General features: G+C 43.7%; 12 protein-coding genes. 5 read left to right on the top strand and 7 right to left on the bottom strand.

All coding sequences use genetic code 11. The annotated features are described in order from the left end of the window. Positions 1-8: 8 nt before the first annotated feature. Positions 9-1925, bottom strand: a complete 1917-nt coding sequence (locus tag ACLOAU_RS09830; RefSeq protein ID WP_427861691.1) for a RecQ family ATP-dependent DNA helicase — start codon at positions 1923-1925, stop codon at positions 9-11. 103 nt (positions 1926-2028) lie between these two features. Continuing rightward, the gene (locus tag ACLOAU_RS09835; RefSeq protein ID WP_427861692.1) at positions 2029-2889 is read right to left on the bottom strand and encodes a helix-turn-helix domain-containing protein; all 861 of its coding nucleotides are present in this window, start codon (positions 2887-2889) and stop codon (positions 2029-2031) included. 188 nt (positions 2890-3077) lie between these two features. Between ACLOAU_RS09835 and ACLOAU_RS09840 the strand changes: the two genes are divergently transcribed. The 4 genes from ACLOAU_RS09840 (at position 3078) to ACLOAU_RS09855 (ending at position 10638) form a co-directional block, all read left to right on the top strand. After that, a complete protein-coding gene (locus ACLOAU_RS09840) occupies positions 3078-4559 on the top strand; it encodes a trehalase family glycosidase (protein ID WP_427861693.1) in 1482 nt (493 codons plus the stop codon). A gap of 69 nt (positions 4560-4628) precedes the next feature. Beyond that, entirely contained in the window at positions 4629-7649 is a 3021-nt protein-coding gene (locus ACLOAU_RS09845; RefSeq protein ID WP_427861694.1) for a SusC/RagA family TonB-linked outer membrane protein, read from the top strand. A gap of 92 nt (positions 7650-7741) precedes the next feature. Continuing rightward, positions 7742-9313 carry a RagB/SusD family nutrient uptake outer membrane protein gene (locus ACLOAU_RS09850; protein ID WP_427861695.1) on the top strand — a complete coding sequence of 524 codons (1572 nt, stop codon included), beginning with the start codon at positions 7742-7744 and terminating at the stop codon, positions 9311-9313. Between the two features lie 65 nt (positions 9314-9378). Continuing rightward, complete coding sequence (locus tag ACLOAU_RS09855) at positions 9379-10638, top strand: MFS transporter (RefSeq protein WP_427861696.1); 1260 nt, start codon at positions 9379-9381, stop codon at positions 10636-10638. A 106-nt stretch (positions 10639-10744) separates the two neighbouring features. Here the strand turns inward: ACLOAU_RS09855 and ACLOAU_RS09860 are convergent, their stop codons facing one another. From ACLOAU_RS09860 to ACLOAU_RS09875, 4 genes are all read right to left on the bottom strand, one after another. Further along, positions 10745-14131, bottom strand: coding sequence for a trifunctional glycoside hydrolase family 18/polysaccharide deacetylase/glycosyltransferase family 2 protein (locus ACLOAU_RS09860; protein WP_427861697.1), 3387 nt, complete (start codon positions 14129-14131; stop codon positions 10745-10747). A 587-nt stretch (positions 14132-14718) separates the two neighbouring features. Continuing rightward, positions 14719-16869 (bottom strand): heavy metal translocating P-type ATPase, encoded by a 2151-nt coding sequence (locus tag ACLOAU_RS09865; protein WP_427861698.1) that lies wholly within the window; start codon positions 16867-16869, stop codon positions 14719-14721. Between the two features lie 205 nt (positions 16870-17074). Continuing rightward, entirely contained in the window at positions 17075-18583 is a 1509-nt protein-coding gene (locus ACLOAU_RS09870) for a class I SAM-dependent methyltransferase (RefSeq protein WP_427861699.1), read from the bottom strand. Between the two features lie 119 nt (positions 18584-18702). Next, the gene (locus ACLOAU_RS09875) at positions 18703-19779 is read right to left on the bottom strand and encodes a sulfatase-like hydrolase/transferase (RefSeq protein WP_427861700.1); all 1077 of its coding nucleotides are present in this window, start codon (positions 19777-19779) and stop codon (positions 18703-18705) included. Between the two features lie 335 nt (positions 19780-20114). Here ACLOAU_RS09875 and fumC point away from each other — a divergent pair, with 335 nt between their 5' ends. After that, the gene (fumC, locus tag ACLOAU_RS09880; RefSeq protein ID WP_427861701.1) at positions 20115-21512 is read left to right on the top strand and encodes a class II fumarate hydratase; all 1398 of its coding nucleotides are present in this window, start codon (positions 20115-20117) and stop codon (positions 21510-21512) included. A gap of 400 nt (positions 21513-21912) precedes the next feature. Here the strand turns inward: fumC and ACLOAU_RS09885 are convergent, their stop codons facing one another. After that, positions 21913-23019, bottom strand: a complete 1107-nt coding sequence (locus ACLOAU_RS09885) for a DUF2911 domain-containing protein (protein ID WP_427861702.1) — start codon at positions 23017-23019, stop codon at positions 21913-21915. Between the last annotated feature and the right edge of the window lie 100 nt (positions 23020-23119).

Raw genomic sequence — 23119 nt, forward strand, 5'->3', positions numbered from 1 at the left:
TCGCGAGATCAGGAATTGAAAAGAATGGAACCGTTTTTTTCTATGGTTATTTTTCCTTCATCCACCCAAAAATTAATAACGGTCCAAACATGGTCTCTATGATACATGCTTAATTGCCTGAAAACCTCTTCGGTGGTTAACGGGGTTTGTAGCAGTTGTTGTAAATGATCTGCAATTTTACTAAAAATGTCCTGCGATAAAGCTGATTTTTTCTTTTTCAGGCAGTTATCACAAATACCGCAATCGTTCATTTTAGCGTCGCCAAAATAATTACCGATGATTTTGCTACGGCAGGCATTGGTGTCTTTAATATAGTCAATGATCTTATCAATCCGTTCAGAAAAAATGGCTTTCCGCTTGTTATGCTCTTCCGTATCTATTTGAAGCAATGCGGTTTTAATACGGCTTCTGGTAAGCATCACCTGTGGGTCTTCTTTTTGCGGCTCGTATATAATTACCCTGTCTATATGTAGTTTGCGTAGCTGATCTTTTACAATAGCAATATCATATTTTAAAAGATGAGCAATATATCCTTCTGAAATGGCTACCGGGTAATCATAAATACCTTCATAAGTTCGTAAAAGGATCTTAATAATGGGCTCATAATCGGCAAAGTTCTTTTCATATTCGTACAAATCGTTTTTGTAGATATTGAAACGTACGGTGGCCGGGTAAAAAACCTGTTCGTTAAACGTTAACCATCCATTTTGCTCCAGCGCTTTCAAACCAAAAAGCGTAGTTTGTATATCCTGTGAAAATTTTTTGATAAAATCCTTCAGGTTAAAATCGTAGCTATGTCCGGGTGTTTCGCCTTCAGGTAATTGCAGGTAATGCACTACATTCCTGTATACGTTGCGAATGGTATCTATGCCCGGGTAACGCGTATCCGGCAAGGCTTTCAGCGCATCGAGCTCCGTCTCATCATATAATAGTACCGCATACGATTTTTCCCCGTCACGTCCCGCACGTCCTGCTTCCTGGTAATAATTCTCCAGGCAATCCGGCACGTCGGCATGTATTACCACACGCACATCCGGCTTGTCAATGCCCATTCCAAATGCATTGGTGCATACCATTACGCGTATCTGGTTTTTGACCCAAAGCTCCTGTTTCTTGGTTCTCTCGTCAGAGGGCAAACCGGCATTATAAAAATCAGCGTTGATGTTTTGAGCATTGAGTAGTTCACTAATTTCCTTCGATCGTTTCCTGGTTTTACAATATACGATAGCTGAGCCCTGAACTGAGTTTAATACGGAGACAATCTTATTGATACGGGAGTCGGTCTGAAAAACACTATAAGAAAGATTGGGTCTTTCGAAGGACTGTCGAAATACCCTGAACTTATTTTCTGCATCAATAGAAAGCTTTTCGCAAATATCCTGCTGCACCAACGGCGTAGCTGAGGCTGTGAGTGCTATTACCGGCACTCCCGGCAATTCTTCGCGTAGTTTTGCAATACGTAAATAAGGCGGACGGAAATCGTAGCCCCATTGCGATATACAATGCGCTTCATCAACCGCAATGAAATTAACGCCGAGTCCGGGCAGGTATTCCTTAAACAGCGCCGTTTCCAGTCGCTCCGGCGATACATACAAAAATTTGCAGTTGCTGTGCGCAGCTGTTTCCAATACGCTGATCACATCCTTTCGTTGCATACCTGTTTGTATGCTGAAAGCTGTAATATTTCTTTTTCGCAGGTTTTGTACCTGGTCGTTCATTAAAGCAATCAACGGGGAAATAACAAGACATAGGCCGTCTTTGGCAAGTGCGGGTACCTGGTAACAAAGTGACTTACCGCCACCGGTAGGCATTAATGCCAGCACATCGTTACCCTGCAGGGCTGCTTCCACTATTTCCTCCTGCATCGGGCGGAAATGATCGAAACCAAAGTATGTTTTAAGAGTGTCCTGCGCCAGTGAATTCATATCGGGCTGATTACGCCGGCTCTAAAATACATTAATTATTATAGAACCTGCCGCGGTACCGGTGAAGAATTTAAAATAAATGCTCCTGAAAATAAAAGTATGGTTAAGCTACTTCGCTGAACCCGCTTATTTTCTTTTTGAAGGCTGAGGGTGTTTCGTTCATGACCTGTTTGAATAGCCGGTTGAAATAGGTTACGTTATTAAATCCGCATTCAAAACATACCTCCGAAATGCTTTTGTCCTGGTGTAGTAACATGCACGACTTCTGTATGCGGTATTGATTCACAAAATCAGAAAAAGTGATCTGCGTGGTTTTTTTGAAGAAATTACAAAAGGAAGGTACCGACAGCCCTACCAGTGCCGCTGCTTTTTGTACCTGTACTTCACCTGCATATTCTTTTTCGACGTAAGAAAAAACCTTTTGCAGCCGGGCTTTATGTTTAGAAAGCAGGGCAGGAGAAACGATACTGCTATTAAGAATAGTATACTCTTCGGATCCAGCCAGTTTTTCCAGGATCTCCAGTAACAGGATCATTCTTTTAAAAGGAGGCTGACCGACCATCGTAGCCATCAGCTCACCTACCTGCTCCCTGGTAACTCCCGAAAAAGAGATGCCATACCTGGCCCGTTCGAGCAGCGACCCCACCAGGTCCATTTCGGTAAAATGCAGGGGAATCAACTCAGGCTTTACCTGTAGCACAATTTCTTCATGCAGACCGGAAGAATTGAGGCCGAAACCCGAATGGGGTAAATTACTACCAATCAGCACAAGATCTCCCTGGTGATAAGTACTTAAATGATTCCCCACGTGTCGGGTGCCGCTTCCCTGGGGCACAAATACAATTTCATACTCGGGGTGATAATGAAATTGCCATACAAAATCGGACTCACGCACCATTTTATGATGCAGCAACCGGAAGGAGCTTCCCTTGTCTGGTTTTACAATTTCGTATTCTATTTTCATTATTCTGTTAAATATAAATAAAAAATGATTAATACAGTTCAATAAAAAGTGAATAGAGTTGTATGATCAGATCGTCCTGTTTATGATTTTTGTTAAAGAAGAAACGATGTTTGCTATATGGCCTGGGACTAAATGATTGCCACAGGTAGCAACATGCTTTGCCGATTGCTCATTACAAAATATAAATTATGATTGCTACAGATGCTTCAGCTATTGGGGTTTTGTTTGCCGACGTGCAGGCGCAACATATTTTTAATGATCAGAAAACTTTTGTTGATGCAGAGCCCCTGTATTCATTGCCCTATATCGCAGCAAAATACGCGAATCAAAAGCACGAACCCGATTTCGATCTTTTGGCTTTTGTGCAGGAAAATTTTTCTTTTCCTGGCCAGTTGAGGGTTCATTCTAACCTGGCAGGGAATAATATTGATCACTATATCCTGAATCTTTGGGACCACCTTACCCGTATTAATACTACAGATAAAGGCTCCCTGATCGGGCTACCCCATCCCTACGTTGCTCCGGGTGGCAGGTTTAATGAATTGTATTACTGGGATAGTTACTTTACCATGCTGGGTTTGGTAGAAAGCGGGCGCCTGGACCTGGTGGAGGGTATGGTCGATAATTTTACCTACCTCATCGATAGTATTGGGTTTATACCTAATGCCAGCCGCACCTATTATCTTACGCGGTCACAGATCCCCTTTTATTCAGCAATGGTAAAGTTGCTAAGAGATGCTAAAGGAGATGCAGCACTGGTGAAATACCAGGAAGCTTTGGAGAAAGAGTATGCATTCTGGATGAAAGGTGCCGAAAGTTTACATGAACACCCAGCCAGTTTACATGTTGTAAAAATGGACGACGGTTCCTTAATGAACCGGTATTGGGATACCGAGAATACACCCCGCCCGGAGGGATATGCCTTAGACCTGGCTATAATGAATCAGGCACCTGGAAACAAAGATTTATACAGGAATTTAAGGGCTGCCTGTGAGTCGGGTTGGGATTTTTCGAGTCGTTGGCTGGCTGATGGCAAGAATCTGCACAGTATTTGTACTACAGAAATTATTCCTGTAGATCTGAACTGTATGATGTTGCATCTTGAACAGACTTTGTTAGATGCTTATACTGTTTCAGACAACAGGCACATGAGAATGAAATTTGAAACAATAGTTGCCGGGAGAATTGACGCCATAGAAAAGTACTTATGGGATGAGCAGGAGGGTGTGTATAAAGACTATTATTTCCAGCAAAAGCAAACTACAAAATCGAAATCGCTTGCCATGCTATTTCCGCTATATGTAGGTATAAGCTCTTCCAAGCGTGCTGCTCAGGTGCTGACTTTCGTAAAGGAACATTTACTGAAGGAGGGGGGATTGCTGACAACCAATGTAGCTACCGAGCAACAATGGGATGCACCTAAAGGATGGGCCCCTTTGCAATGGGTGGGATATGTGGCCGCCAGGCAGTACGGCGATTCAGATCTGGCAGCTGCCATCCGCTGTAACTGGATGGGTAATGTGGAGTATCGTTTTGCGCAAACAGGAAAGTTGATGGAGAAATACCCGGTGGTGAAAAACTATGACGGCAGAGATACCGGCGGTGAGTATCCCAACCAGGATGGATTTGGGTGGACAAATGGAGTTTACCTGAAAATGAAAAATGCATGAGATAGTTATTAATTAATAAATGTTTTGCCAATGAATCTTTTTTTTACTCAAACTTTAAACTCAATGATTATGGAAAGACCACCTTTATGGATTGGGCGAGCTGCAAAAATTGCCGGAGTGTTGCTACTGCTGCAATTTCTTTTCGCCTTTAACAGCTATGCACAGTCCGGTAGCATAAGCGGGAAAGTGAGCTCCGACAAAGGAGAGGCTTTAGCCGGGGCTACGGTAGTAATAGTGGAAAAAAACTTAAGTATTTCGGTAGGAAGTGATGGCTCTTTTTCCTTCAGCAAATTAGAAGATGGTAGCTATACGGTTACGGCTTCTTTTGTAGGATACGCATCGGGTACCCAATCGGTGAATATTGCAGATGGGAAAGCTCAAACGGTGGACTTTACTTTAACCCCGGTTACTCAAAGCATTGATGAAGTGGTAGTGATCGGTTATGGTACGGCCAGAAAGAAAGACCTTACCGGATCGATGGTAACGATCAGCGAAAGAAATTTTAATAAGGGTATCATGACGAACCCCGATCAGCTGATACAGGGTAAAACACCGGGTGTGATGGTGATCAACAATACCGGGCAGCCCGGCGGATCGGTTACCGTGCGCATCAGGGGTAATTCTTCCATAAGAGCCAGCAATAACCCATTATTTGTGTTAGATGGAGTGCCTATGTCGGGTAACTCGCCGTTGCCAGAAGGCAGAGGCGGTTTTTCTTCAGATCGCGGTAACCCGCTTACTTACCTGAATCCAGGCGATATAGCCAGTATGGACATTTTAAAAGATGCCTCTGCTACTGCGATCTATGGTTCCCGTGGCGCGAACGGTGTAGTGATCATCACAACTAAAAAAGGTAAGGCAGGTCCCCCCGTTTTGTCGGTAGGTGCATCGGCAGGCATATCTAATATGCGTGAGTATCCTGATGTGCTGGACGCTGCCAGATTTAGGGAAGCCTTACAATATTATACGCCGTCTGAAGCCACCAATGCAGATTTTGGAAGCAATGTAGATGCGTTTAAAGCCATCACCCGCAATGCGGTAACACAAAATTATTATGCGGATGTAGCAGGTGGTACCGAGCATGGTAAGTATCGCCTGTCCGGCGGTTACCTGAATCAGAATGGTATTATTACAGGATCGCAATTGAAAAAATATACGGCCAACTTCACTGGTAATTTCCGGTTTTTAGAGAGCAGGAGATTAGGACTTGATTTTTCGTTGTTCCTTACGCAAACCAATAACCAGTATGCACCTATCAATGCCACCGTTGGTTCGGAAGGTAACCTGATATCGCAGGCTTTGCAGTGGAACCCAACGAGGCCGTTGAGAGATGAAAAAGGAAATCTTACTTTTATCAATGCTTCTACCCGTAATCCCCTGGCAACCATTGATGCCTTTAAAGACCGGTCGGTAACCAATACTATGGTGGTGAATCTGGCCCCTTATTATAAAATTACCGACGACCTCGAGTACCGTTTTATATATAGTGTAATGCGGCAAACCGGTAACCGCGAAGGCATCTACAGGGCAGGTATTATTGATCCTAATGGTGTAAATGATGAGCAGGCATTTATATCTAACAACGGAGAAACCAACCAACAAATGACCCATACACTTTCTTATAATAAGCAGGTGAGCGATGACTGGAATATTAATGCAGTTGCTGGTTATGAATATCTGGACTATAATTTTAATAACAATATCACTTTTGGGCGTGGGTTTAATTTTGTGGGCCTGGACTATTTCGATTATCTGCAGTATTCTACACCTGCTACCAGAGAAATAGCTTCGTACAGAAGTCCTACCAATCAGTTACAATCACTTTTTGTAAGAGGTGGTTTCAATTATCTCAACCGTTACTTGTTTACGGCTACGGCGAGAAGAGATGGATCTACTAAATTCGGCGCCAATAATAAGTATGCTATATTCCCCTCAGTTGCAGTTGCATGGAATATTGCCGAAGAGGCATTCTTAAAAGGTAATAGCAATATTAACCAACTAAAGTTAAGATTAGGATGGGGTGAAACCGGCAACCAGGAGTTTCCCTCAGGAGCCTCTTTAAACAGGTTGGTATTTGGTAACCGCAGTATTAGCCAGGCTAACTATGGTAACCCCGATTTAAAATGGGAAACCTCTTCTACTATCAATGCTGGTATCGACTTCTCAATTTTAAATAATCGTTTATATGGGTCTATCGATTATTTCAATAAAAAAACTACTGATGCTTTATTTGAGCAAACCCTTGCCCAGCCAGCGCCGGCAGGTCGTGTGTGGGTAAACCTAGATGGTGAGATCGTAAATAAAGGTGTGGAGATCGCATTGACCGGAACGGTAATTAAAACACAGGACTGGACCTGGGATCTGACCGGTAATGTTACCTTCCTGAAGAACAGCGTAAGCGGTTTGGTAGGATATTACGAAACAGGCGCGTTAAGAGGCCAGGGCTTTTCAGGCGTATTGGGACAGCGCATGGTAAATGGCCAGCCGTTGAATGTTTGGTACCTGGCTATTCATGAAGGTATCGATCCTCAGACTGGTATGAGCATGTATCGCGGTGCTGATGGCAGCATCAGCAGTGCCAACGATCCGGCCATCAATAAGTTTTACAACAATAGCCCTAACCCAACTACTTTGCTGGGTATATCCACCAATGTTACGTACAAAAAATTTACCTTAGGCGCTAATATGAACGGAGCCATGGGGCATTACCTGTTTAATAATACGGCGGCTACTACACTCGGTCTAAGCAATCTCTCTCTTCGCAATATAGGATCAGCATTTTTTAACACAGACGTAAAAGAGTCTACTTCTAACTCGGCTGCACCTTCAACAAGATATCTGGAGAAAGGTAACTACCTGAAGATGGCCAACCTTACATTAGGGTACAGGGTAGGTAATATAGGTAATGCTTTAAAGAACTTTAATATTTCTCTTACGGGTCAAAACCTGTTTATCATTACCAAGTATACTGGCTTCGATCCTGAAGTGAATACGGATGGGGCTACTAACGGCATCCCTTCTTTGGGTATTGAATACCTGCCTTATCCACCCGCCAGAACGGTATTGTTAGGTGTTTCATTCTCGCTTTAGAATACACAAGGCGTGAATAGTAAAGCAGTGTAAAAGTAGCCATTGATAACCTGTCCGGAAAGTAACCACTGAAGGACGTTAAAATTAAACAGATGAAATCTAAATATTTATTATATACATTAATGTTAGGTTCGGTGATTACGGGCGGTGTGTCCTGTACTAAGCTGAACGAAGAGTTTAAAGGTGAGCTGGGAGAAGGGAATAGTAATGTTGATCCCGCAGGTCTTTTGGTAACGGCCTATACTTCTCTTAATACGCCTTATCAACAGGAACAGCGCTGGGTAATGCAGGAGATATCTACGGATGCTGCAATGGCGCCTACCCGCGGGGGTGACTGGGATGACAACGGTATGCACCGGGCTATACACCTGCATAGCTGGAACGCTGACAATGGTTATATGAACAATACTTTTGTAAGCCTGGGCACAGCCATTTATAATGCTACCAATGTGTTGAAATATAGCCCCAGTGCGCAACAGGCTGCCGAAGCTAAATTTATAAGGGCTTTAGCCATGTTTGATATGATTGACCTGTATGGTGTGGTCCCGGTAAGAGAAGGAGCTGCCCTGGAAGATTTCAGGATTGCCCCCGAAGTACTGCAACCGCAGGCTGCTATCGATTATATGGTGAAGGATCTCAACGAAATCCTGACCAGCTTACCAGCCAATGGACCGACCGCTGCATATGTAGCCAACCGCAATGCCGCTAAAGTATTGCTGATGAAGATATACCTGAATAAGGGTACTTTTTTAAACAGGCAGGCGCCCACATTTGCAGCAGAAGATATGAACAGGGTAATTACATTGGCCAAGGAAATTACGGCATCAGGTTCTTACAGCATTTCTGGTGCCGGTAAATACTTCGACAATTTTGCGCCAGACAATGATGTAAAGTCTACTGAGAATATTTATACTCTGTTAAATAAGAACGGTGAAAGGGGAGGCAACGTAGACAGGGCCTGGAATACGATTGCACATTATAACATGACCCCGGGCGGATGGAACGGCTGGTGCACTTTGTCTGATTATTATGATAAATTCACGGCAGCTGATGAAAGACGTGGTATTTATTATGATTATGCGGCAGACACTACATCTAACAAAACAAAAGCCTATAAACGGCAGAATGTGGGCTTTTTTGCAGGTCAGCAATATAACTGGACTACCAATGCGCCCTTAATGGCCAGGAACCCTGCTAATGCGCCACTGGTGTTTACTCGCGAGGTAACCATACGCACTTCGGGTGCTACGCTGGAAACAGCAGGTATTCGTCCGATGAAATATGCATTCGATTATAGTGTTACAGGGCAAAGAAATAATGACTGGGTAGTGTATCGTTATTCGGACGTATTGCTGATGCAGGCAGAAGCCATATTGAGAGGCGGTACCGGAACTGCAGGTGAGGCTTTGGGTTTGGTAAATGGCATCAGGGCTAACCGGGGTGTTGCCGCCTTTGGTTCTTTAACATTGGATAATTTGTTAGACGAGCGCGCCCGTGAACTGTATTGGGAAGGCTGGAGAAGGCAGGACCTGATTCGCTTTGGAAAATTCTTAGTGGCCTGGCAGGAAAAAGCTGCTGATCCTGATCCTAAAACTTTGGTATACCCAATCCCAAGTCAGCAGATTGCGGTAAACCCCAATTTGAAACAAAATACAGGTTATTAATTGCTTCCGTTGTTTTCTGAAAGGCCATTAGTAAATTAATGGCCTTTCATTTTTAAAGTTTATGTATGTCAACTAACTGGAAAATTAAGCTCTCGTTGTATATCAATTATTTTGTTTTTGCAATACTGCTCAATAGCGTGGGTATTGTAATTGCTAAATCTATTAATGTATATGGAGTTGATGAAAAAGCCGCCTCTATATTAGAAGCTTTTAAAGACCTGCCCATTGCTATTGTATCATTTTTTGTCGCGTCTTTTTTACCACGCCTCGGATATAAAAGAGCGATGTTAATTGCGCTGGCAGTTGTGTTTGTTGGTTGTTTAGGCATGCGCTTTGGCAATAGCTTCTGGTCTGCCAAAATGATGTTCCTGTCGGTAGGGGTCAGCTTCGCTTTGATCAAATTATCGGTGTATAGTTTAGTTGGTGTGGTTACCGATGGGCCCCGGCAGCATTCGGCTTTAATGAGCTCGGTAGAAGGCTTTTTTATGGTAGGCATTGCCAGCGCTTATTTCCTGTTCCCCGCTTTTTATTCGGAGGCTGATACCCATGCATGGCTGAATGTATACCTGTTACTTTGCGGTTTTGTCCTGTTGTCTTTTTTGTTTCTCACTTTGTCTAAGGTACAGATACCGGCCCCTACTGCGGGTGCTAACTGGAAGGAAGATATTAAAAGCTCTTTCTCATTGATTGCTATACCGCTTGTATTGGTATTTATATGCTCCGCTTTTTTCTTTGTAATGATCGAGCAAGGTATTATGACCTGGTTGCCCAGGTTTAACGAAAAGATCTTTTCTTTTTCTGAGAAGCTAAGTGTGCAGATGGCTTCACTGCTAGCCATATCGCTGGCCGTAGGAAGGTTTGTTGCGGGATGGTTATCTAAAAAAATATCCTGGGCCGTTATTGTTATTGGCTGTGCGCTGCTGTCTATTGCATTGCTGCTGGCCATATTGCCGCAGCTTAAGGTAGCGGCTACCATTACCCGGCTGGTCAGCATTTCAGATGTGCCGGTGCTGGGTTTTATGTTACCGCTGATAGGTTTGTTTATAGCCCCAATCTATCCTTTACTCAACTCAACAGTATTAAGCCATTTGCCTAAAAACCTGCATTCGCCCATGTCGGGCCTTATTATTATTTTTTCTGCTTTAGGTGGTACCCTCGGCTCGCGGATCGTAGGTATATTGTTTGGAGAAGTAGGAGGGGTGAAGGCCTTTTATGTGTTGCTGATCCCGATGGTGTTGCTGATTGTTTCAGTGTTGGTGATACAGCGGATTATTAGGAGGAAGAGCCAGTCTGTTGCAGCGGCATCAGCTAATATAGCGGCTTAGAGAGTAATCTGTTAGCAGATAAATGTTGTTGTTTTTATGGCCAGGGATGCACGAATGATAGTACAAAAATTATTCGGGCATTCATGGTCATATCAATAGCCTGCTGTTATGATTCCTTCAACACCACATTGCCGGTACGCTTTAAATTACCCCAGCCCTGGCCTTCGCCTTTAATGGCTTTCCGTATGCTGCCGAACAGTACAATGTACATTAATTGCCGATACACGAAGCGCTGCGGCAACAACCAGAGTAACCTCCAGTAGTTTTCCCTTTCAAAACGGAAAGCCACCATAGATATAAATACATCAATAACCAGGAAAAGAGAGTAGTAGAATAAAATATGCTGCATACTATCCATATCATGACGATTATAAATAAGACCTACAAAAAACAACAGATCGGCCAAAGGTGCAATCAGGGGAAGGATGATCTGGAATAATAAAATATTGGGGAGCGATACCATACCTAATCCTTTGTATTTGGGATTGAAGCAGGCATCCCTGTTTTTCCAGAAACTTTGCATAATGCCATAGCTCCAGCGGAAGCGCTGTTTTAAAAATTGGGGAATGGTTTCCGGCGCTTCGGTAACTGCAATGGCTTTGGTGCAGTTGCGGATAATATAGCCCTGCCTTAAAATACGTATGGTTAAGTCGCAATCTTCAGCCAGGGAGTCGGTAGTAAATCCTCCCGCATCTTCCATGGCTTTTTTACGGAACGCGCCAATAGCGCCAGGTACCACCGTAATGCCATTGATGTAATCAAAAGCACGCCTGTCAAAGTTTTGTGCAGTAATATATTCAATAGACTGCCATTGGGTCAACATATTCCGGGTATTACCTACTTTAACATTACCTGCAACGGCACCCACTGCTTCGTTTTGAAAGTAAGGCATTATCTGGCTGATGGCATCCCTTTTTAATTGGGTATCGGCATCAATACATAATAAGAAATCACTGTTAGCCCTTTCTATTCCATAATTCAGTGCCGATGCTTTACCCCCGTTCTGTTTTTTAAAAGCACGCACTTTGCTATTGTTTTTAAACTCTTCATTAATTCTTTCGAATGTATTATCCTTCGAGCCATCATCCACAAAAATGATCTCGAAGTGGGGATAGTCCTGTTGCAACAGGCTTTTGATGGTGGCTACACAATTGAGCTCTTCATTATAGGCGGGAACGATAATGCTTAGCTGCGGGGTAAATGAACCGGTAACGAGTAGTGGTTGCTTACGTTCCTTCCTATGATCCAGTAATGCCAATACGCCCAGGAAAAGAATGCGTATAATGCCCAGCACTATGGCCAGCCAAAAAGTAATGGTAAGGAATTTGGAAAGAAAGGCAATGGTCTTCGATGCAAAGCTATCTGCCTGCAGTAACCCACCTTTAACCGGTGGCATTACCTGTTCTTTGGTAAGATGGAGCAGCTGGGCCACTGATATAAACTGAATACCTTTTTTCTTAAAGTAGCTGATAATGCGTGGCAGTGCATCTACTGTTGCCTGCCGCGGACCACCCGCATCATGCAAAAGGATGATACCTTTCTCAGGATTGGCTTCGTACTGCCTGATCACGCGGTTATAAATGGTATCGGCATTCATGGTGAAGTCAGGATTTTTGGTATCCCAATCTTCAGGGTCGATACTTTCTCCCACAGCATAATAACTATGGTTTTTACCGATGGCAATAGGCTCCAGCTCTGTGTAGCTGCTGGGCTCCGCATCAGCATTAAAAGGCGGCCTGAACAGCACCGTGCTATGCCCGGTCTGCGATTCGATCAACAGGCGGGTGGCTTCAATTTCAGTAATGGCGCGGTTTCTGCCTACTTCCGCAATATTGGGATGTGTGAAGGTATGATTGCCTATTTCGAATCCATCTTTATATATTTTTTGAAACAGGGAAAGATTGTCCTCCACGTTAATACCCACTACAAAAAAGGCCGCAGGTACCTTTTCTTTTTTTAAGATGTCGAGTATCTGTGGTGTATAATCCGGGTCAGGGCCATCATCAAAAGTAAGCAACACTTGTTTTTGTACCTGCCCGAATTTTTTAATGATGTACTTGGTGGGCAATTGTAAATACGCTTCTTCGGCGATCAGGTTTTCGGTGGAGTCTCTTGTAATACGCATCTTTCCTTCACCGGGCTCGGTAATTAAATCTAATACTTCGCCGTCGCCAATATAATCCGGCTTTTCGTAACCCACAGGTGCATGTTGAAGCCTGGTAAAGATACCCGGGTGTGCAGCCACAGAATCATTTCTTAAATCCTTATTGTAAAAGGTCCATATACGCTCATCTTCCGATCCCAACCGCCATAGCGCTGTACCACCCACACCGTAGTCATCTGCAAAACGTATGGTGTTGAAATTGCTGGCGGCGTCGTTAAAATATACTTTGTGTACAACGCTGTCTACATCCTTATAACTAAAAGAACAATTGTAGCTATCGTTATCAAAATCAATAGGGGCGTAATGATCTTTTGCCAGGGCAATGGCTTCGGCATAGGTAACATTAGCGGCATCATTACCTTCGGGCCAGTCGTAACCATAAGCGGCTACGCAAAGAATGATCTTTTTTGAGTCGATACCGGTTGCTGCTTTATCCAATACCTTTTCGATCCATCGCTGATCGCTGACCGGGCCGGGTACGCTCTCCGTAAAATGCTGGTCGTAGGCCATTAGGAAGATATAGTCCAGGTAAGGGGATAATCTACTTAAATCATAATTGTCATCACCGGGCACTACATCCTGCGTTACCAGCAGGTTTTTTGCATGTAGCCGGTTGTATAATTCTTTTTGAAAAGTAAACAGTGGCTCAACCGTATTCTGACGGATCTCCTCGAAATCAAGATTAATACCCGCGAAGCCGTTCTTTAGTATTACTGCTTCAATCTGGTCGGCCAGTCTTTTTCTCTTTTCGGGGTTTCGCATGAGCCGGTCTAAAATAGCTCCGTCAAAATCACCGTTGTTGGTGCTGATGTTGACATTGCTGATAATCGGCACAATCTTTACATGGTACCGCCGCATATATTTTAATGCTTCAGGGTCTATACGGGTAACCAGGGTGTCGGTAAGCGGATCGATAAAGAACCACTCGGGGATCACCGTATTTACTTTGTCGATATGGGCTATTAACGATGAAAGGGATTGGGGATCCCAGTCTACGTAAAACGCGGCTCTTATGGCCTGCGACCTGGGCCTGCGGGCATCGTTGGCTATATAAGTGCTGTTTTGTTTTTTTAGTTCCAGGAACTTTTGAAAGCCCTGGTATTTGGCCGCTTCTTTTGGGGTAAGACCAGCAGGCGTAACCAGCTTCTTATTGGTAACATTGCTTCTTTTTTCCAGCTTTGGTAAAAATGGCGGGTTTACATGTGCTAATGATATCCAGACCACCGGCACTATCAGCACCAGTAAAAATATAACAATGCGACTTGACCACCTGAATGTATTCCATCGCAGCCTGCTTTCAGTTTCAAAAACCTGTTTCTGCCCCTTCATACGAAAACCAGAATTATATACTAAATGTAATTATTATAATAAATTCCTTCTGTTAATTTTTACCGCTATAGGTAAGCCCCATCAGTCAACTTTTACTTTTCATTAGTAGGGTGTATGTTTAATCGCTGTTAATTAAAATAGACACGAATTCCAGCGTTCCTCCCAGAATTGCTTTTCAGGCACAACTAAATATTGCATAACCGCAATGACACGAAGATGTCAGGAAGTTAAGATCTGGGTAAATTTGTTGTAGAGAATACACAAATGAATAAAATATATCCGCACATCGGGGAATCTCTTAACCCCGCCTGCTGCGGTCGGGCAGGCGCGAGGAAAGGAGTACGCAAAGGATGCGCAGAGGATGTGTCCGGTTCTGATGAAGTAAAACCTGTAGTACATAATTCAAACTCCTCCGCGTTAACTCTGTTTCTCTTTTTCTCCCCGGTGAATCTCTTAACTGCGAGACCGAGGACGCAAGAAAGTTGCCGCCTGGGTAAATTTGTTGTACAGAATGCACGAATATTTTTTACTATCATTCGTGCCCGTCCGTTCAGGCGGGTATTCGTGGCTCACAACTAACTTATAGTTTAATCCACTCTCTTCACCAGCAACCTGCTGCTATTAGCTGCCAGCACTACATCACTAAAGGCCATGATCAATGCCCCGAAGGACGGTGTTAAAAATCCCAGCGCGGCCACCGGTATGGCAATGATATTATAAGAGAAGGCCCAGAACAGGTTTTCCTGAATGGTTTTATACGTATGCCTGCCAAGACCTAATGCCATGGGCAGGTTCTTTAAGCCATGATTCATAAGAACTACCTGCGCGGTTTGCATGGCGATCTGCGAAGCATCGCTCATGCTAATTCCAATAGTGGCTTTGGCTAATGCAGGTGCATCATTAATACCGTCGCCTACCATCGCCGTGGGTGTCTCTGCATTTTTCTGTGCAATGATCTGCAGCTTTTGCTCAGGCGTTTTCTCGGCAATCACTTCATCAATGCCCAGCGTAGTAGCAATGTGTTGGGCTTTGGACTGCTTATCGCCACTTAATAATACGGTCTTAATACCTTTCCGGTGAAAATAGCTCACTACCTGTTTAGCTTCGGGCCTTAACTCATCTGCTACATTGATATAGCCGATCAGGGTATTGTTTTCTAACACATAAATATTATGACCATCATCCTTTGTTAGGTGAGCGGCTATTTTATAAGATCCCGCCCTGTATTCATTACCCGCTTTATCCAGCGCCCGCATGCCTTCACCTTTTATTTCTTCTATTTTTTGCCAGCGTATCTCACCCCTGGTTTTCCATTCTTTCACCAGCGCTTTTGCTATGGGGTGATTGGAATATTTTTCCATTGAATACACCAGCTGCTGGAAAGCGGGTTCATCAATGCGATTGTCGAGTATTTTATAATCGGTAATGGCAAACTGCCCTGTGGTAAGCGTACCGGTTTTATCAAATACTACCTGCTTGATATTTTTAAAATTCTCCAGGCTGGTGGCATTACGAAAGAGGATGCCATTACGGGCGCCACGTCCCAGGCCTACCGCAATGGCCGCAGGGGTGGCAAGGCCCATTGCACAGGGACAGGCAATGACCAATACGGCAATCGCCCGCATCAGGGCGGGAGTAAATTCTTTTAGAATGATCCAGTTCGCTGCCAGTGTTATTGCAGCAATACTCAATACTACCGGTATAAATATCGCGCTGATCTTATCGGCCATCTGCTGTACGGGTGGCTTTTCGCCCTGCGCTTCCTGCACCATATTAATGATGCCGGCTAAAACCGTGTCTTTTCCTACTGCCGTTACCTGTGCCTTTGCCGTACCATCTGTAACCACGCTGCCACCAATCAGCTCCTGCTTATAACCTTTTTGTACAGGCGCACTTTCCCCGGTAACAATGGCCTCGTTTACACTCACGTCGCCCCAGAGTATCTTACAATCGGTGGGCACCTGCTCCCCGCTTTTGATCAGGATCAGGTCACCGGTACGCAATGAGCTGGTCTCTACCGGGAACACATTTTCCTGATGCTCATTATCGTAAGCGATCATATTGGCCATTATCACCTTGCTTTCGGATAGCTTTTTTAACTGGGCCTGTGTGGAGTCTACCGCTTTTTCTTCAATGAAATTACCGAGGAACACCAGGGTGATCACTGTAGCCGCAGTTTCGTAAAATATATATGCACTTTGACCGGTTAAAGTACCGTACAAGCTGTACACGAAGGCTGCTGTTGCACCAATGGCGATCAATACATTCATGTTGGGCATGCCATTGCGGATGCTTTTCCAGGCACTTACACCAAAGAAAGACATGCCTACTATATAAACCGGCAAGCTCAACACCAGTTGTACATAAGGCTGCATAATCCAGCTATGATGCAGGGCTGGTATCATGTGCAGCATAAGTATCAGCGTAAAGGGTAAACAAAACCAGAAGCGCTGGGCATTATTTTTTAAAAGGCCTGTCTTGCTGCTTTCGTGGCTGTGCCCGTGTGCATGATCGTGGTTGGATGTTTCGCCAGCCACCGTATAACCCAGGTCGGCCAAACCTTTGGAGATCTTATCAACTGATAATCCGCTATTATTTTCAAAGCTTACATCTCCGGTGGCAAAATTTACTTTCACCTCTTTCGCTCCTTCTTTATTCAGGTATTTATTAATGGTAAGCGCACAGGTAGCACAGTCCATACCCTCTACTTTCCATTGTATTTTTTTATTGGTTTCCATAACTCACTATTATAACATGTAAAGTTATTGCAAGGTTGAAATGGGGGAACTGCCGGCTGCACTTATTATTAAAACGAGGTTGCAGAATCGGTAATTATTATTGCAATAGGGTTGCGTAAAGTTGTGGCCGGAGGCCATAGCATAATGATTCGGGGCGAGGACGCCCCGAATAGCGTAGGACGCTTCGAAGAGCGTGGTAAACCGGTTAATAGCGGAATATAGTTCGTAGCCAGCTTTTTGAGCGGCTGTTTTCCTGATCGCTCAATTGTATAGACTGTTTTTTTTGTAGTATCACCAAATCCTGATAATCCATAAGCCCACCTGGTACATATTCTTTTACTTCAAAAAATGTTGACCATTTTTGTCTGGTGTATGGTTCTGTTTGAAAAACGTCTCTATAATATCCATCGGGTGCAATTCCCTTTAGCGCCATATCCTGGTGATGATCAACAAATCCTTTTCTTTTTAGTTTCCTTGGGAGCCAGAAATTTCGTGAAGCGGCGGTAAAGCCCAAAACAGAAGCTATAAAAATACCTCCGGGCTTCAGTATTCTATAAACTTCTCCTAACCATAACTGCTGGTTGGCTTCTGTAAGATGCGTCATCACCGAAGAGGCCATAACCGAAGTAAATTGTTCGTTAGCGAATGGGGTGGGGGGATAAGGATCGGTTACCACATAATGGCCATGCTTTAGGTTTGTCTGACACCAGTTGATGGCTTCAGCATCTATATCGCACCCTGTATAAGCTACTGTTGGCCATTTTGAAGTGATATGATGGGCATATCGGCCGCACCCGCAACCCCAGTCTAATAAGCTGCGCTCCAATGCGAGGTCATATTTATCAACGTAGGACATCATCTGCTCCGAACCTATTATCCCGTTATGCACGAAAATCTTGTCATCGGAGGTCCCCGATATCCGGTAGCGAAGGTGTGGAGGAGGAATAGGGATACTATTATTGATCTCTTGTATGGATAGTAGCTCAGCAATAATATCCTCCTTTTGCGTTTTAGTTTCCTTGGCTTCCAGCTCTTGTTGCAAATGCGTAGTTGATGTAATTGGTTTGACGTTGCAATGCTTACATACAGGATTTAGATCCCCGTTCAGCAAAGATTGCTGCAGGCTTTCTATTCCAATTGATAATTCGCCCGGATTGTCGATATCCCACATCGCCGGAAAGCGGGGGCATGGGATCACTTCTCCCTTTTTGCCCAGGGAGTAGGGTTCCCAGGGTTCTTTACATAATCTTGTCTGACCTGGCTGAGGTAGACTCTTCTCATTTTGATGGTCTTTTTTTATTTTGTACAGACTGTTAAAGTCGCGAAGGTCGTAGGCGCCGAAACCTGTTGTAAAGGAGATGATGGCCCCTACTTTAATTACCATCGTATATTGGTTGTCAAATACCAGCTCGCTTTGGCTGTTTGCATGTGCCTGCTGAAATCGTGTTTTAAGTTGGCCCGAAAGAGGAATTTTGACTTCCTGGTTTTTGTAGTTTTTAAGTTTTACAAAACTGTAGTCCGGCGCCACAGCATCCCATTTGGTATATTCCCCTTCTTTAAAATCCACTTCAGCCAACATCGCATCAAAGCAAAACTTTACCAGGTCCTCATCACCCACATAGGTGGTTATATATTGCCTATAATTGCCGACAGGATCGGGATCATTACCCGGCGCTGATTTTCCCAGTCCTTTAAAATATTCTTTGATATGCATATAAAGTGCATAAAAGTAACGATATAACTAAGCAGCCAAGCAGGAAAAATTCTCATAGCGAATTGCGACAAAGCAGTCTCCGTCTGCGCAACCAGAGATCTGTCGTTAAAATATGGGGACTATCTTAAATCAATCTTTTCACCAATTGGGTGATCGGCTTTAAAAGTAGTACCCAGCAACCCGGCCACAGTTTGGGCAAACTGTTTGGTAAAATATTGACCATTTGTTGTCACTTCCCCTTTTGCGGGTAAGCCGGGAGCTATAACCATAAACCATGTTTCATCTGCTCCTTTAACCGAGCTGCCATGACTGGTCCATTGAGATTTTATGGTGTCTCCACGACCATGGTCTGTAGTGATGAACAAGGCCGTTTTGTTTTTATATAAGGGGGAAGACTGTACATATTGCCATATTTCATCCAGCCACTGGTCAAACTGGTGTGCTGCATCCAGGTAGCTGCGGTATTGCGCGTTATGTGCCCACTCGTCAGTTTCTCCGTAGCCAATAAAAAGAACCTTGGGCTGATGTGCTTTTAAGTATTCCATAGCAGCATAATGTGTAAACACATCAAAGCATTCGCCGCTGCCCCAGGGCCGGTAAGAGTTGGTTAGCATCTGGTTGATTAGCTTCTGTTGAGCAGTAAGCTTACCTGTTACTGTGTCAAACGCGCTGAATATAGGCAACCCATTCCGTTGCCGGTTGAGTATTCTGTTGAAAGCATCCCAGGCGCCGAATGCTGCCATCTTATTTTTAAATTTCGATTGGGTATTTAAAAAATCGAACAAAGTAATATTTGGATTAGGTTTAAACCCGTTTGAATTAACCTGTGGATCAGGGTAGCCCGTAAAGATCTCGCTATATCCCGGGTAGCTGATCCAGTAAGGATTTGCCAGGTTTACTTTATTGCCCGCATTGCGGTTTCCGTAAATACTGCCGTTTTTAACCAACTCGTTCCATATAAAGGGCAACAGCTTTTTTCGACTTTGCAGCGGATCGGCATCCCAGTATCGTTTATAGATGATAGCGCTATCCCCTTCATTAAACCGCCGGTTATTTGCGATGGCGGTATCTACTCCACTAAATAACTCCTGCCATCTGAACCCATCAGTTGTAATGATGATAACATGCTCTATCTGGCTTTGCGCTATATTTTTGATCAATAGCGCATATAACAGCACTAATAGTTTCTTTTTCATTCTATTTAATTTATACCTCCAATAAAGCAGGTTGATAAAGAGGGAGCCCCGATTAAAACCAACATTCGCAATAAGCCATTCGAACTAAAATGTCAAGCTTTTGAGTAATGGTATTGATTCTTTTATTCGGGTACGCACTAAAGTACCCATTGCTTTTTACAAAATACAATTCAAACGGTTGCGCAAAAGCAGGTATCTGTCTGGTTTTGCCGAATGGCCTGACTGTACTGCACAACGCAAACGTTTACGAAAATGTTATAGTACAAACTAAAAAACGGATGAAAATTTTTCTGTACGTTTGTTAGCATCACTTATTATATAAATTTTAAATAATTATGGAATACCGGATTGAAAAAGATACGATGGGAGAAGTAAAAGTGCCTGCACAGGCTTTTTACGGCGCTCAAACCCAGCGTTCTATTGAGAATTTTAAAATAGCGCAGGATACCAACAAAATGCCGAAAGAAATTATCCGCGCTTTTGCTTATCTGAAGAAAGCTGCTGCTATTACCAACCAAAAAGCTAAAGTATTGGCTAAAAACAAAAGTGTACTGATCGGCAAAGTATGTGATGAAATTCTGGAGGGTAAACTGGATGCGGAGTTCCCGCTGGTAGTATGGCAAACCGGTAGTGGTACGCAAAGCAATATGAATGTGAATGAAGTGGTGGCGTACAGGGGTCATGTACTGAATGGTGGAAAGCTTACCGATAAAGAAAAATTCCTGCACCCCAACGATGATGTCAATAAAAGCCAGAGCAGTAACGATACGTTCCCCACAGCGATGCATATTGCAGCCTATAAAATACTGGTGGAAGTAACCATACCGGGTATTGAAAAGCTGCGTGATACCCTGAAGAAGAAGAGCAAGCAATATATGAAAGTGGTGAAGATTGGCCGTACCCATTTTATGGATGCCACACCACTAACCTTAGGGCAGGAACTAAGCGGGTATGTGTCGCAATTAGACCACGGATTAAAAGCTATTAAAAATACATTGCCGCACCTGAGCGAGCTGGCCCTGGGTGGTACTGCTGTAGGTACAGGTATCAATACGCCTGAAGGGTATGATGTAAATGTGGCTGCGGAAATAGCCCGATTAACCAAGCTGCCGTTTAAAACAGCAGAGAATAAATTTGAAGCCTTAGCAGCTCATGATGCGATAGTAGAAGCACATGGTGCTTTAAAGACAGTAGCCGTAAGCCTGATGAAGATAGCAAATGATATCCGCATGTTATCAAGTGGTCCGCGTAGCGGGATAGGGGAGATCTTCATTCCTGATAATGAGCCGGGCTCTTCTATCATGCCGGGTAAGGTAAACCCTACCCAATGTGAAGCTTTAACCATGATTGCAGCACAGGTAATGGGCAATGATGTAGCCATAAGCATTGGTGGTGCCAGCGGCCATTTTGAGCTGAATGTATTTAAGCCCGTAATGATCTACAACTTCCTGCACAGTGCAAGATTGATCGGTGATGGTTGCGTATCATTTAACGATAAATGTGCAGTGGGTATTGAGCCGATACAGGCGAATATTAAAAAGCATTTGGATAATTCGCTGATGCTGGTGACTGCGTTAAATACCAAGATTGGTTATTATAAGTCTGCTGAAATAGCACAAAAGGCGCATAAGGAAGGAACCACTTTGAAAGAGATGGCGCTGAAATTGGGATACCTTACCGACAAAGAATTTGATGAGTGGGTGATACCTGCGAAGATGGTGGGTAAGATATAAGTATAGCCAGCTTCTGTAAGGAGAAGTATAGCCACGAATACACGAATGTTTGAGTAGTGTGTTCGTGGCTTTTTTTATTGAAGCAATTGTTTTGTTAAGCTGATTATTTATTTAAAGTCGATACGTATAAAACATTACCCATACTCTCATATAAGCCTGTTGGAAATGACAGCAGGTAGCTGCATCGATGAAGCATTTTTAGAATCCTGCGTCTTTTGAAGGAAGAGGGAGTGGTGCCACGAATTCCATTGATCCTATGGGATTGATTGTTGTAACAACTGGATGTTATTAACCGCCAGGGCACGAAGGCGCGAGGAAACGGGCTTGAAACATTTTGTTGTACAGAATACGCAAATAATATACATTATTAGTGTATTCGTGGCTAATCTTAAGGATGCTTTTAATTGATATCTTTGCCAGCTTTCAGTTTTTCTATTATACCCAGCATCGAATTGCGGATGTTGATTTCGGTAACCAGCGGTAATGCCTGCTGCGCATATTTTAAAGCGGTTTTATAGTCGCCTTCGGCGGAAGCAGCCCTTGCCATTCCCATCAACGTAGTATAGGTACCTGGAAATTTCTTAAAATTGGCTTTGTATATAGCTATCGCTTCTTTTGTTTTTTTCTGTTGTAATAGGCTGCGCGCATATTGATGCATATCGTTCATGCCTGCAAAAGCTAAACCTTTTTCAATAGCCTGTGCCGCTTCGTTGCTTTTACCCAGCTTTTCAAGTATCTGTGACCTGTTGCTCCAGGTCACAAATTGCTGGTCTCCGCCAAAACTTTTGCCTGTGGCTGAATCAGACCATAATAAAGCCTGCTCGAGGTTAGTGTTATGCTGCAGGCACCATTGGGCGGCCTGCTGCCATCCCTGCCAGGCAAAACCTTTTTCAGTTCTAAGTTCCTGTCTGAATATATTCAGTTGATCATTTACATAATTTGTTTCTACTTTGAAGGGGATGGATAATTTTTCCCAGCTTAAACTGATGGTAGCGGCAGATTCTGTTTGATTGCTGAATATATATTGCAGCCGTTCTACCGATTGGTCCAGGCTTTGAGGCTTTACCTTTACCCGTAAAGCATCTTCTGTGGCATCATAATAATAGCTACCCCATGAGCTGTGATTTTTAGAAAATACCAACGTGCATTCATCAGGTTTATAAGCAATGAAGAAACCATAAGTACCCGCAGCAAGTGGCTGTCCTTCTATTGTAACAGGATTAGAAAAACTGATGGTGGTATTTTCGTTAGCGCCTGCCCGCCAGGGCGCTCCCTTACTATTGCCAAAACCCAGGTCGCCAAACCCTTCATACACCAGTTGGCCCCAGATCCTGCCTTCGCGTCCTTTCACTGCCGGCCGGCTATAATGTATCGTTATGTCTGTAAGCCCCACCTGTTCGCTGACGGTTGCTCTTTTATTGCCGCCGCTGGGTAAGGTGGTTAACGATTGGCTATACGCCCAATTGAATGTAAGGCAAAGGCAAGACAGCATTAGTTTCTGAAGCATAAAAAGGATTTATGCAAAATTATTTCATTGGGTAAATGCTTTCATTACCGGTTAAGGAAGAAAGAGACCGCTTATAGAAATAATCTGGCGAAGATGCCTA

The organism is Paraniabella aurantiaca (assembly GCF_050309965.1).
GTDB lineage: Bacteria > Bacteroidota > Bacteroidia > Chitinophagales > Chitinophagaceae > Niabella.

Bases quoted from the DNA above. Each gene is read 5' to 3' on its own strand.
- ACLOAU_RS09830 (WP_427861691.1), bottom strand. From the start codon at position 1,925: ATGAATTCACTGGCGCAGGACACTCTTAAAACATACTTTGGTTTCGAT.
- ACLOAU_RS09835 (WP_427861692.1), bottom strand. From the start codon at position 2,889: ATGAAAATAGAATACGAAATTGTAAAACCAGACAAGGGAAGCTCCTTC.
- ACLOAU_RS09840 (WP_427861693.1), top strand. From the start codon at position 3,078: ATGATTGCTACAGATGCTTCAGCTATTGGGGTTTTGTTTGCCGACGTG.
- ACLOAU_RS09845 (WP_427861694.1), top strand. From the start codon at position 4,629: ATGGAAAGACCACCTTTATGGATTGGGCGAGCTGCAAAAATTGCCGGA.
- ACLOAU_RS09850 (WP_427861695.1), top strand. From the start codon at position 7,742: ATGAAATCTAAATATTTATTATATACATTAATGTTAGGTTCGGTGATT.
- ACLOAU_RS09855 (WP_427861696.1), top strand. From the start codon at position 9,379: ATGTCAACTAACTGGAAAATTAAGCTCTCGTTGTATATCAATTATTTT.
- ACLOAU_RS09860 (WP_427861697.1), bottom strand. From the start codon at position 14,131: ATGAAGGGGCAGAAACAGGTTTTTGAAACTGAAAGCAGGCTGCGATGG.
- ACLOAU_RS09865 (WP_427861698.1), bottom strand. From the start codon at position 16,869: ATGGAAACCAATAAAAAAATACAATGGAAAGTAGAGGGTATGGACTGT.
- ACLOAU_RS09870 (WP_427861699.1), bottom strand. From the start codon at position 18,583: ATGCATATCAAAGAATATTTTAAAGGACTGGGAAAATCAGCGCCGGGT.
- ACLOAU_RS09875 (WP_427861700.1), bottom strand. From the start codon at position 19,779: ATGAAAAAGAAACTATTAGTGCTGTTATATGCGCTATTGATCAAAAAT.
- fumC (WP_427861701.1), top strand. From the start codon at position 20,115: ATGGAATACCGGATTGAAAAAGATACGATGGGAGAAGTAAAAGTGCCT.
- ACLOAU_RS09885 (WP_427861702.1), bottom strand. From the start codon at position 23,019: ATGCTTCAGAAACTAATGCTGTCTTGCCTTTGCCTTACATTCAATTGG.